This is a genomic window from Pseudomonas sp. NPDC089401 (assembly GCF_044749485.1).
Classification (GTDB): Bacteria; Pseudomonadota; Gammaproteobacteria; order Pseudomonadales; family Pseudomonadaceae; genus Aquipseudomonas.
Genome location: NZ_JBIVIA010000003.1, coordinates 182,889 through 195,013 on the forward strand (window position 1 = coordinate 182,889; position 12,125 = coordinate 195,013).

The 12,125-nt window shown below is 64.4% G+C and carries 9 protein-coding genes; 5 read left to right on the plus strand and 4 right to left on the minus strand.

The window, feature by feature from the left end; translation table 11 throughout:
• Positions 1-12: 12 nt before the first annotated feature.
• Together ACIP21_RS08320 and ACIP21_RS08325 are read left to right on the plus strand one after the other, a co-directional pair.
• Positions 13-1,110 carry a carboxynorspermidine decarboxylase gene (locus tag ACIP21_RS08320; protein ID WP_400686271.1) on the plus strand — a complete coding sequence of 366 codons (1,098 nt, stop codon included), beginning with the start codon at positions 13-15 and terminating at the stop codon, positions 1,108-1,110.
• A gap of 33 nt (positions 1,111-1,143) precedes the next feature.
• Positions 1,144-2,388 (plus strand): saccharopine dehydrogenase family protein, encoded by a 1,245-nt coding sequence (locus ACIP21_RS08325; RefSeq protein WP_016394970.1) that lies wholly within the window; start codon positions 1,144-1,146, stop codon positions 2,386-2,388.
• Between the two features lie 162 nt (positions 2,389-2,550).
• On the opposite strand, the gene ACIP21_RS08330 is transcribed toward ACIP21_RS08325, so the two are convergent.
• On the minus strand, positions 2,551-3,597 hold the full coding sequence (locus tag ACIP21_RS08330) for a class I SAM-dependent methyltransferase (RefSeq protein WP_400686273.1): 1,047 nt from the start codon (positions 3,595-3,597) through the stop codon (positions 2,551-2,553).
• 206 nt (positions 3,598-3,803) lie between these two features.
• Positions 3,804-5,381, minus strand: coding sequence for a malate dehydrogenase (quinone) (gene mqo / locus ACIP21_RS08335; protein ID WP_400686276.1), 1,578 nt, complete (start codon positions 5,379-5,381; stop codon positions 3,804-3,806).
• A 137-nt stretch (positions 5,382-5,518) separates the two neighbouring features.
• Between mqo and ACIP21_RS08340 the strand changes: the two genes are divergently transcribed.
• The 3 genes from ACIP21_RS08340 (at position 5,519) to ACIP21_RS08350 (ending at position 10,069) form a co-directional block, all read left to right on the plus strand.
• On the plus strand, positions 5,519-6,739 hold the full coding sequence (locus tag ACIP21_RS08340) for a putative DNA modification/repair radical SAM protein (protein WP_400686279.1): 1,221 nt from the start codon (positions 5,519-5,521) through the stop codon (positions 6,737-6,739).
• The gene (locus ACIP21_RS08345; protein WP_400686281.1) at positions 6,730-7,572 is read left to right on the plus strand and encodes a TIGR03915 family putative DNA repair protein; all 843 of its coding nucleotides are present in this window, start codon (positions 6,730-6,732) and stop codon (positions 7,570-7,572) included. The genes ACIP21_RS08340 and ACIP21_RS08345 overlap by 10 nt, the downstream gene beginning before the upstream one ends.
• 310 nt (positions 7,573-7,882) lie before the next feature.
• A complete protein-coding gene (locus ACIP21_RS08350; protein ID WP_400686284.1) occupies positions 7,883-10,069 on the plus strand; it encodes a TonB-dependent siderophore receptor in 2,187 nt (728 codons plus the stop codon).
• 121 nt (positions 10,070-10,190) lie between these two features.
• Here ACIP21_RS08350 and ACIP21_RS08355 read toward each other — a convergent pair whose 3' ends face one another.
• Positions 10,191-11,162, minus strand: coding sequence for a biotin-dependent carboxyltransferase family protein (locus tag ACIP21_RS08355; protein WP_400686287.1), 972 nt, complete (start codon positions 11,160-11,162; stop codon positions 10,191-10,193).
• Positions 11,159-12,046: an allophanate hydrolase subunit 1 gene (locus ACIP21_RS08360; RefSeq protein ID WP_400686290.1), complete on the minus strand. Its 888-nt coding sequence runs from the start codon at positions 12,044-12,046 to the stop codon at positions 11,159-11,161. The genes ACIP21_RS08355 and ACIP21_RS08360 overlap by 4 nt, the downstream gene beginning before the upstream one ends.
• Positions 12,047-12,125: the final 79 nt, after the last annotated feature.

Genomic DNA, 12,125 nt, shown 5'->3' on the forward strand with positions numbered 1-12,125 from the left:
GGGGGCCTTTAAATGATCAAGACGCCGTACTACCTCATCGACAAAACCAAGCTGCTGAGCAACATGGAGAAGATCGCCTACGTGCGCGAGAACTCCGGTGCCAAGGCGCTGCTCGCCCTCAAGTGCTTCGCCACCTGGTCGGTGTTCGACCTGATGCAGCAGTACATGGACGGCACCACCTCGTCCTCGCTGTTCGAGCTCAAGCTCGGTCGCCAGAAGTTCGCCGGCGAGACCCATGCCTACAGCGTGGCCTGGGCCGATGACGAAATCGAGGAAATGCTCGAGAACTGCGACAAGATCATCTTCAACTCGATCGGCCAGCTGCAGCGCTTTGCCGAACAGTCCGAAGGCAAGGTCCGTGGCCTGCGCGTCAACCCGCAGGTGAGCAGCTCCGACTACCTGCTGGCCGACCCGGCCCGCCCGTTCAGCCGCCTGGGCGAGTGGGACCCGGCCAAGATCGAACAGGTGATCGAGCAGATCTCCGGCTTCATGTTCCACAACAACTGCGAGAACGGCGACTTCAGCCTGTTCGACCAGATGCTCACGCACATCGAGGAGCGCTTCGGCCACCTGCTGCACAAGGTCCAGTGGGTCAGCCTCGGTGGCGGCATCCACTTCACCGGCGAAGGCTATGCGCTGGACGCCTTCTGCGCGCGCCTGAAAGCCTTCTCCGAGAAGTACGGCGTGCAGGTCTACCTGGAGCCGGGCGAAGCGGCGATCACCAACAGCGCCTCGCTGGAAGTGACCGTGCTCGACACCCTGTACAACGGCAAGCACCTGGCCGTGGTCGACAGCTCGATCGAAGCGCACCTGCTCGACCTGCTGATCTACCGCCTCAACGCCAAGATGGCCCCCAACGACGGCGAGCACACCTACATGGTCTGCGGCAAGTCGTGCCTGGCCGGTGACATCTTCGGCGAGTACCAATTCGAGCGTCCCCTGGCCATTGGCGATCGCCTGTCGTTCATCGACACCGCGGGTTACACCATGGTCAAGAAAAACTGGTTCAACGGTCTGAAGATGCCGTCCATCGTGGTCAAGCAACTCGACGGCAGCGTCGAGGTGGTCCGCGATTTCGGTTTCGAAGACTACGTTTCCAGCCTGTCGTAAGACAGGCTTTCAAAGTAAGGAGCGAAAGGTAAATTGAAGAAGAACGTTCTTATCATTGGTGCAGGAGGTGTCGCCAAGGTGGTGGCCCACAAGTGCGCGCAGCATAACGACGAACTGGGTCGTATCGCTATCGCGTCACGGAACATCTCCAAATGCCAGGCCATCATCGACAGCGTCAAGGCCAAGGGTAGCCTCAAGGTACCCGCCGACATCCAGGCCTTCTCGCTCAACGCCCTCGATGTCGAGGCGACCAAGGCGCTGATCCGCGAGACCGAATCGCAGATCGTCATCAACGTCGGTTCCGCCTTCCTCAACATGTCGGTGCTGCGTGCCTGCATCGATACCGGTGTCGCCTACCTGGACACCGCCATCCACGAAGAGCCGGGCAAGATCTGCGAGACCCCGCCGTGGTACGGCAACTACGAGTGGAAACACCTCGAAGAGTGCCAACAAAAGAACATTACCGCCATTCTCGGCGTCGGTTTCGACCCGGGTGTGGTGAACAGCTACGCAAAACTTGCGCAGCAGCAATATTTCGACAGCATTGATTCGATCGACATCCTCGACGTCAATGCCGGGTCGCACGGCAAGTACTTCGCCACCAACTTCGACCCGGAAATCAACTTCCGCGAGTTCACCGGCCAAGTCTGGAGCTGGCAGAACAGCCAGTGGACCAGCAACACCATGTTCGAGGTCAAGCGCACCGACGACTTGCCAGTGGTAGGTTCGCAGAACCTGTACCTGACCGGTCACGACGAAGTGCACTCGATCTCGAAGAACCTGAACGTGCCGAACGTGCGTTTCTGGATGAGCTTCGGCGAGCACTACATCAACGTGTTCACCGTGCTGAAGAACCTGGGCCTGCTCAGCGAGCAGCCGGTGAAGACCGCCGAAGGCCTGGAAGTGGTACCGCTGAAGGTGGTCAAGGCCGTGCTGCCTGATCCGGCTTCGCTGGCCCCGGGCTACACCGGCAAGACCTGCATCGGTGACCTGGTCAAGGGCACCAAGGATGGCCAGCCGCGCGAAGTGTTCATCTACAACGTGGCTGACCACGAAGAAGCCTACGCCGAGACCGACAGCCAGGGCATCTCCTACACCGCTGGCGTGCCGCCGGTGGCTGCAGCACTGCTGGTCGCCCGTGGCGAGTGGGATGCCAAGCGCATGGTCAACGTCGAGGAGCTGCCGGCCGAGCCGTTCCTCAAGGCGCTGGACGTGATGGGCCTGCCGACCCGCGTGAAAGATGAAAAAGGTGATCGTCCTTGGGACGCTGAAGCCTAAGCGGTAAACGGAAGGGGCGCCAATCTGGCGCCCCTTCTGCTTTTCCAGGCCTGACCTCTTCGCGGGTAAACCCGCTCCCACAGGTATTGCACTGACTTCGAGCCTGCGGTGATCCTGTGGGAGCGGGTTTACCCGCGAAGAGGCCTGGCCTGGAAAAGCACCTTACTTCCGAGCCTCCAGAATCAGGTTGAACGGTGTCTGCGCTGCCCGCCTGAACTGGCGGAAGCCCGCCTCCTCGAACACCGCCCGCAACCGCGCCTCCCCCGCCTGCGCTCCCAACCCCAACCCAACCTCCTGGGACAGCGAATTGGGCGTGCAGATGAACGTCGAAGCCGCATAGAACAACCGCCCCACCGGCGTCAGGTTGCCGTCCAGCGAATCCTCGGCATAGGGCTCCACCAGCATCACCGTGCCATCCTCCTTCAACGCCCGGTACGCATGCCTGGCCGCGCCCACCGGGTCGCCCATGTCGTGCAGGCAATCGAAGAAGCACACCAGGTCATGGTCATGCCCCGGATAGTCCTTGGCCGACGCCTGCTGGAAGCTCACCCGCCCCTCCAGCCCGGCCTCGCGCGCACGCTCGCTGGCAGTAGTGATGGACGGTGCATGGTAGTCGTAACCGGAGAAACTCGACGCTGGAAACGCCTGGGCCATGACCAGGGTCGAGGCACCATGCCCGCAGCCGACATCCGCCACCTTGGCCCCGGCCTGCAACTTGGCGACCACGCCCTCGAGCGCCGGCAGCCAGTCGGCCACCAGGAAGGTGCGGTAGCCAGGCCGGAAGAACCGCTCGGTGCCGCTGAACATGCACGGGTGATGGTCGCCCCAGGCCAGCCCGCCATCGCCACGCATGGCCGCCTTGAGCTTGTCCTTGTCGTGGAACAGTGCCGCAATCACCGCCGCGCCGCCGGCCATGTACACAGGCGACTCTTCCAGTGCCAGGGTCATGGCCTGGGCCTCGGGCAGGGTGAACGTGCCGTGGTCATGCACCATGTAGCCCGACGCGGCCTGGGCGTTGAGCCACTCGCGCACCAGTCGTGGGTGGCAAGCGGTCTTCGCCGCCAGCGCCTCCGGGGTGATCGGCTGGCTGTCGGCCATGGCCCGGTACAACCCCAGTTCATCGCCCAGGATCACGTTGGCCAGGGTCGCCGCAGCGCCCATGTCACCCACCAGCTTGCCCATGAATTCGTGAAGCCTTGCCTCGTCCATGACCAGCCCTCCTCTGCAAGAAGGCCATCGCCAGCGAGGGACATCCGCTCCAGGGAGGCGGTGGTCGGTTGAATGGAATCGGCTCGCCACGTAGCAGGCAGCAGCGAGCCATCTGTAAGTCTAGATCGGCAAAATGGCACACCCTGCGCAATGCCCTCCTGCCCAGACGACAGGCCAGCGGACTGCCCGCAGCCGCAGTCAGCCCCCTAGGGCGCAGGCGCGCTGGAAGGCGGGGCCAACTGCAGCACTTCGTTGGTGTAGGCCCACTCCTTCTGCACCTGGTCCGGATGGTCGTTCAGGCGGATGCCATAGGACGGCACGATCTGCTTGATCTTCGCCTGCCACTCAGGAGTGGCGACCTTGGCCTTGAACACCTTGTTCAGCAGGTCGAGCATGATCGGCGGTGCGGTGGAGGCGCCTGGCGAGGCACCGAGCAGGCCGGCGATGCTGCCGTCCTTCGAGGTCACGATCTCGGTGCCGAGCTTGAGCACGCCGCCCTGGCTGTCATCCTTCTTGATGATCTGCACCCGCTGGCCGGCCTGCCACAGCCGCCAGTCTTCCTTCTTCGCCGCAGGGAAGTAGGTGCGCAGCGCCTCGAAACGGTCGTCGTCCGACTGCAGCACCTGACCGATCAGGTACTGCACCAGGTCGAACTCGCGCACGCCCACGCGCACCATCGGCCAGCTGTTGTGCAGGCTGACGCTGGCGAACAGGTCGAGCAGCGAGCCCTGCTTGAGGAATTTGGTGGAGAAGGTGGCGAACGGCCCGAACAGGATCATGCGCTTGCCATCGAGCACGCGGGTGTCCAGGTGCGGCACCGACATCGGCGGCGCGCCGGTGGCGGCGATGCCGTAGGCCTTGGCCATGTGGCGCTGGGCGATGGCCGGGTTGTCGGTGACCAGGAACGAACCGCCCACCGGGAAGCCGGCGTAGTCCTTGGCCTCGTCGATGCCGGATTTCTGCAGCAGCGGCAACGCCGCACCGCCAGCACCGATGAACAGGAACTTGGCATCGGTGGCGTGCTTGCCGCCATCCTTGAGGTTCTTGTACTCGACGTGCCAGGAGCCGTCCGGGTTGCGGCTGATGGCCTCGACTTCGCTGGACAGTTCGAGGTCGAAGTTCGGCCGGGTCTGCAGGTAGCCTACGTACTGGCGGGTGATCTCGCCGAAGTTGACGTCGGTGCCGATCGGCGTCCAGGTCACGGCCAGCTTCTGGTTGGGGTCGCGGCCTTCCATCATCAACGGCACCCACTTGGCGATCTGCGCCGGGTCCTCGGAGTACTGCATGGGCTTGAACAGCGGGCTGGCCTGCAATGCCTCATAGCGCCTCTTCAGGAACCTGATGTTGTCGTCGCCCCAGACGAAACTCATGTGCGGCGTGGTGTTGATGAACGACCGGGGGTTCTTCAGCACGCCCTGCTTCACCTGCCAGGCGAGGAACTGCCGGGTGACCTGGAACGACTCGTTGATCTCCACCGCCTTGCTGATGTCGATCTTGCCGTCCTTTTCCGGGGTGTAGTTGAGTTCGGCCAGGGCCGAGTGGCCGGTGCCGGCGTTGTTCCAGCCGTTGGAGCTTTCCTCGGCGACCTTGTCCAGGCGCTCGACCATCTGCATCGACCAGCCTGGCTCCAGTTCGTTGAGCCAGACCGCCAGGGTCGAACTCATGATGCCGCCGCCCACCAATAGCACATCGACCTTCCTGTCTTCCGCCGCTTGGGCGCTTAGCAGGCCCCAGGCCAGGGTCACGCCGGCCAGGGCCAGCTTGGACTTGAGCGTCATGTTCATGATCTCTCCCGTGCGTAGCGCTGCGTATCGTTCGCTACTAGCTTAGCCGAGGGATTTCGTCGGGTATCAGTTGCAGCACTTGCAATGCGGTCAATCTCAAAATACTGTATGAATAACCAGCACGTCGAGACATCCCCATGCAACTCATCGCCAAACTCGGCATTCTCGCCGACGCCGCCAAGTACGACGCCTCCTGTGCCAGCAGCGGCGCGCCAAAGCGCAGCTCGCGCGGCAGCGACGGCCTGGGCGCCACCGATGGCATGGGCATCTGCCACAGCTACACCCCGGACGGGCGCTGCGTGTCGCTGCTCAAGGTCCTGCTGACCAACTTCTGCCTGTATGACTGTCAGTACTGCGTCAACCGCCGCTCCAGCAACGTGCCGCGGGCGCGTTTCAGCCCCGAGGAAGTGGTGCGCCTGACCCTGGATTTCTACCGGCGCAACTGCATCAGCGGGCTGTTCCTGAGCTCCGGGATCATCCGCTCGGCCGACTACACCATGGAACAACTGATCCGCGTCGCGCGCCTGCTGCGCGAGGAACACAACTTCCGCGGCTACATCCACCTCAAGACCATCCCCGACGCCGACCCGCTGCTGATCGAGGAAGCCGGGCGCCTGGCCGACCGCCTGAGCGTCAACATCGAACTGCCCACCGACGCCAGCCTCAAGCGCCTGGCCCCGGAAAAGCACGCCCACACCATCCGCCAGGCCATGGGCGTGATCCACCAGGGGCAGCTGGCGGTGGCCGATGAGCCCAGGGCGCCACGCTTCACGCCTGCCGGGCAGAGCACACAGGTGATCGTCGGCGCCGACGCCACCGACGACAGTACCCTGCTGCGCAACGCCGAGTCGCTGTACCAGGGCTACGGCCTCAAACGCGTGTACTACTCGGCCTTCAGCCCGATCCCCGACAGCCCCGGCAGCGTGCCCCTGGCCGCCCCGCCGCTGCTGCGCGAGCACCGCCTGTACCAGGCCGATTTCCTCCTGCGCGGCTATGGCTACAAGGCCGGTGAACTGCTCGGGCAGAGTGGCAACCTGGCCCTGGATATCGACCCCAAGCTGGCCTGGGCGCTGGCCAACCGCGAGGTGTTCCCGCTGGACGTCAATCGCGCCGAGCCCGCACTGCTGGCGCGCATTCCCGGCATCGGCCTGCGCAGCGTGCAGCGCCTGGTGGCGCTGCGCCGCGAACGGCGGGTGCGCTACGACGACCTGATCCAGCTGCGCTGCGTGCTGGACAAGGCCCGGCCGTTCATCGTCACCAGCGACTACCACCCGGCAGACGGCGAGCTGCGCAGCGGCCTGCTGCGGGCCCGCCTGCGCGAGCCCCAGGCGCCGGTGCAGATGGGGTTGTGGGGATGATCGCGCTGGACTGCGACGACCTGTTCGGCACCTGGCGCGAGCAGGCCCGCACCCTGCTCGGCCATGGTATCGACCCGGCCGAGGTGACCTGGGCGCAAGGCCCGATCGACGACTTGCTGGCGCAGCCGACACCGCTGCCTGAAGGGCCCGGCCCGTTTCGCGCCAAGGTGCCGGCGGCGTTGCTCGGCCAACTCGAGCAAGCCGCACGCTACCGCGGCGAGCAGCGTTGGAACCTGCTCTACGAAGTGCTCTGGCGCGTGGCCCATGGCGATCGCACGGCGATGCTGGCCGGCGACCGCCTGGGCAGCGAACTGCAACGGCGCATCAAGCAGGTCAGCCGGGAGGCGCATCACCTGCATGCCTTCGTGCGCTTCGTGCCGTTGCCAGAGGCATTGGCCGAGCACCTGCAGCTGGACCTGGTGGCCTATCACGAACCGGCCCACGACATCCTGCACAGCGCCAGCGGGCACTTCGCCGACCGCCTGGGGCGCCAGCGCTGGTTGATCGCCACGCCACGGGACGGCATTCGCTTCGACGGTGAAGTCTTGGATTATCGACGCCAATGCCCGGACGATTGGCGGCAATGGGCACGCAATGCCGATGACCCCGGAGCCGAGCTGTGGCGTACCTATTACCGCCATACCTTCAACCCGGCGCGGCTCAATCCGGACGCCCTGCGCCTGCACATGCCGGGGCGGTTCTGGCGGCATCTGCCGGAAGGGATGCTGATTCCTCAACTGGAGGGGTTGGCGCGCCAGGGCAAGCAGCGCGATGGGCAGGCGCTGGAAGTGGGTGAGTTGCTGGGCAAACGGATTACACATCCCAAACCATGATGTCGCCTGACCGGGCCTCTTCGCGGGTAAACCCGCTCCCACAAGTACTTCACAGGATTCAAGGACTGTGCAATTCCTGTGGCTCCCACAGGGACTCCATAGGATTCAAGGCCTGTGCAATCCCTGTGGGAGCGGGTTTACCCGCGAAGAGGCACGGACGGTTTTCAACAAACTCCTCCGCCGGGCATTTGTGAAAAAAATGTAAAAAATCTTACAGGCCTCATTGTAAACGGACGACAAATCCTGACAAACTAATTGCTAATCGTTCTCATGTTTACTTACGTTAGCAATGCACAGGAACTCGCCCTTCATGCCGTCGTGCCTCGCGCCCATGCGCCCCCTCCCCGCCCGTAACCTGCTCGCCCTCGCTGTCTTCATGGCTATCACCGCCCCGGCCCTGGCCGACGACAGCGATAAATCGCAACAGGACAAGCCCGCCACCCTGGAGCTGGGCGCCACGGAAATCAGCTCGAATCAGCTGGGGACTACAACTGAAGGTTCAGGCTCATACACCACCGGCTCCATGTCCACCGCCACCAAGCTGCCGCTGACCTTGCGCGAAACGCCCCAGGCGGTGACCGTGATCACCCGCCAGCGCATGGACGACCAGGCCATGACCAGCATCAACGATGTGGTCAAGGCCACCCCTGGCCTGTTCCTCGACTACTCCAACGGCCCCGGCCGCCAGGCCTACACCGCCCGCGGTTTCGACATCGACAACCTGATGTACGACGGTATTCCCACCGGCTACAGCGGTGTCACGGTCGGTGCCCAGCCAAACCTGGCGATGTTCGACCGGGTCGAGGTGGTGCGCGGCGCCACCGGCCTGGTCACCGGTGCCGGCAACCCGTCGGCAGCGATCAACCTGGTACGCAAGCGGCCGCTGGCCGAGCAGAAGGTCACCCTGACCGGCGCCGTCGGCAGCTGGGACAACTACCGTGGCGAAATCGACGCCTCCAGCCCGCTGAACGACAGCGGCACCCTGCGCGGTCGGGTGGTGGCCTCGTACCGCGATGCCAACAGCTTCATCGATGACGTGGAAGAGCAGCACGACCTGTTCTACGGCATCACCGAAGCCGACCTGTCCGAAGACACCACCCTGACCCTTGGCTTCTCGCATCAGAAGGACAAGACCAACTACTTCTGGGGTGCCATGCCCACCGCCCTCGACGGCCACCACATGGGCTTCTCGCGCTCCTACAACCCAGGCAGCGACTGGGAAAACAAGGACCAGGAGATCAACACCGTGTTCGCCGAGGTGCGCCAGCGCCTGGCCAACGACTGGAAGCTGCAGGTCAACGCCAACTATTCCGAGCAGCAGGCGACCTTCACCGGGTCGTACCAGTCGCGCTGGGCCGGGTTGCAGGCGCCGATCTCGCGCACGGCCTACCAGTCGAAACACCAGGAAAACCAGGTCGGCCTGGACGCCTTCGCCAGCGGCCCGTTCGAGCTGCTCGGCCGCAGCCACGAACTGGTGGTGGGCGCCAGCAAGCGCATCTACGACATGGACACCCGCAACTACAGCCCGTACGACACCAACTGGCCGCTCAACGCCGGCAAGCCGGACTTCGTGCACACCGGCAACAGCCGCACAGTGACCACCCAGAACGGGGTCTACCTGACCACCCGCCTGAGCCTGGCAGACCCGCTGAAGCTGATCCTCGGCGGGCGCCTGGACTGGTACGACTACGACGACAAGGAAAGCAGCAGCGCCGACTACAAAGTGACCCGCAACGTCACCCGCTACGCGGGCCTGATCTACGACCTGGACGAGCACCACTCGGTCTACGTCAGCTACAGCGACATCTTCAACCCGCAGAGCTACAAGGATGCGTCCGGCAGCCCGCTCAAACCGGTCGAGGGCAAGAACTACGAGGTCGGGATCAAGGGCGCCTACTTCGACGGTGCGCTGAACGCCAGCGTCGCGCTGTTCCGTATCGACCAGGAAAACCGTGGCGTCTCGCAGACCGACCTGAGCGGCTGCAGCGACCCGACCAACTGCTACGTGGCCTCGGGCGAAGTGCGCAGCCAGGGTGTCGACATCGAGCTGCAAGGCGCACTGACGCCGAACTGGCAGGTCGGTGGCGGCTACACCTATTCCCGCGTCCACACCCTCAAGGATGCCGCCAACCCGGGCAACGTCAACCAGCGCTTCGACACCGACACCCCGGAACACTTGTTCAAGCTGACCACCACCTACCGCTTCCAGGGGCCGCTGGAGAAACTGCGGGTGGGCGGCAACATTTCCTGGCAGAGCCGTATCTACAACGACTTCACCGTTGCCGATGGCAGCGAGTACCGGTTGATCCAGGGGTCGTATGCGGTGACCGACCTGATGGCGGGTTACCAGGTCAACCAGAACCTGGACTTGCAGCTCAATGCCAACAATGTGTTCGATCGCAAGTACTACTCGGCCGTAGCCAACTCGGTGAGCTATGCGGGGGATTCGTGGGGAACGCCGCGTAACCTGATGCTGACGGCCAAGTACAGTTTCTGATTACCGCAGTGGATGGCACCGGCTGTGCCGGTGTTCGCGGGTGAACCCGCTCCTACAGGGATTGCGCAAACCTGTGGGAGCGGGTTCACCCGCGAAGAGGCCGGTACAGGCTATAGATCAATCAGCCAAACACCCGGCCCAGAAAGCCCAGCTTCTTCTTGTACGACCGCCGCGCCTGCAACGCCTCTTCCAAGCTCACCGCGAGGAACCGCGCCTGCTGGTTCGGCTGCATCTGCCCGATCAGGTCGAGGTCGGCGCTGATCACCGTGCCTATCATGGCATACCCCCCACCCGACACCGCATCCCGGTGCAGGATGATCGGCTCCAGCCCCGCCGGCACCTGGATCGAGCCGATCGGGTAACAGCTGTCGACGATGTTCGACGGGTCCGACCCGGCACCAAACGGCTGTTCACGCGGCTGGAAGCTCAGCGCGCTGCCGCCCTTGTAGCGGTAGCCAATACGGTCGGCCTCGGAGCCCACGGTCCAGGCATCGGTGAAGAAGCTTTTCGCGGCGCGCTCGGTCAACCGGTGGAAGTACAACCCCGGCACCACCCGCAACACCACCTCGCCCCCCAACGATTGACGCAAGGCCATCGGCAGGCTGGCCCCGACACGGGTACTCCCGCTCGGTACACCCACCGCCAGCACATCCCCCGCCACCAGCTTGCGCCCCTGCAACCCGCCAAGGGCACCCAGCGCATAGGTCGAACGGCTGCCGAGCACCTCGGGCACATCGATGCCACCCGCCACCGCCAGGTACGCCCTCGCCCCTGCCGTGGGGAAGCCAAAACGCAGCAGCTGGCCGGCACGCACCGCGAAGGCGGTATCCGGGCGCTGCTCGCGGCCATCGACCAACACCGGCATCTGCGCGCCGCACACGGCCACCAGCGCATCGTGCTGGAACTCCAGCTCCGGCCCCACCAGCGTGCACTCCAGGCCCGCCGTTCCCGGCGGGTTGCCGACCAGCTGGTTGGCGGCGCGCAGCGCATACTGGTCGAGTGCGCCGGATGGCGGGATGCCCAGGTGGTAGTAGCCTTCGCGGCCGAGGTCCTGCACCGAGGTGGCCAGGCCAGGCTTGATGACCTTGATCATGCCAGCGCCTCCTGCAGCGTTCCGGGGTAACCGACCGGGTCGGCGAGAAAGGCATCCAGGGAGAACTCCACCGGGCGGATGCGCAGGTCGAAGCGCCCGTCCTCGACGTCCGCCACCGCCTGGTCGTAGGCCTGGCGGTCGATGGGCTTGAACTGCACGATGTCACCGGGGCGGAAGAACACCATGTGCTCCTTGAGGTAGGCCAGGGTCTGCTGCGGGTCATAGATCGGTGCCGGGGTGACGCCGAACATCTGGTAACCCCCGGCCCCACGTACCGAATAGATGCAGCCGAAGCAGCCGCCGTGGCCAAGGGTCAGCTTGGGGGTATCGGTGCGCGGGCGCAGGTACTTGGGCACCTGCAACTGGCGCTCGCGCTCGACCATCTGGAACATGAACGGCAGGCCGGCGACGAAGCCGACCATCGACACGAACCACGGCGCGCCGCTATGCGCGGCAATGAACGCCTCGACATCGGCCAGGCCATTGATGCGCGCGGCGTATTCCAGGTCGGTGCTGCTCGGGTCCTGGTGGCGGTCGCGAAAGCGCATCAGGGTTTCATGGGTCCAGGGGTCGTTGTACAGCACCGGGATCTCGATGATCCGTGTGCTCAGGGAACGTGCGGCCACCGCCTCGGCCTCGGCGCCGCGCACGGCTTCGAGCAGCGCTTCTGGGGCGATGCGGTCGGGGTCGAAACGCACCTGGAACGAGGCGTTGGCCAGGCAGATGTCGAGCACCCCGTCCAGTGCCAGGCGCTCGACCGCGCGGGTCACGGCCATGCCCTTGAAGAAGGCCTCCAGCGACATGCTGTCGCTGACCTCGGCGAACAGGTGCTCGTCGGCACCGAAGCTGTAGCGGATCGGGGGAGTGGCGAGCGGCTCGGCCATGTCTGCTCCTTTTCTTGGAATCGTTATCGAAAGGCAGGCAAAAACAACATCGGGTGGCAGCGGCGTCTGTGCGCCGCCG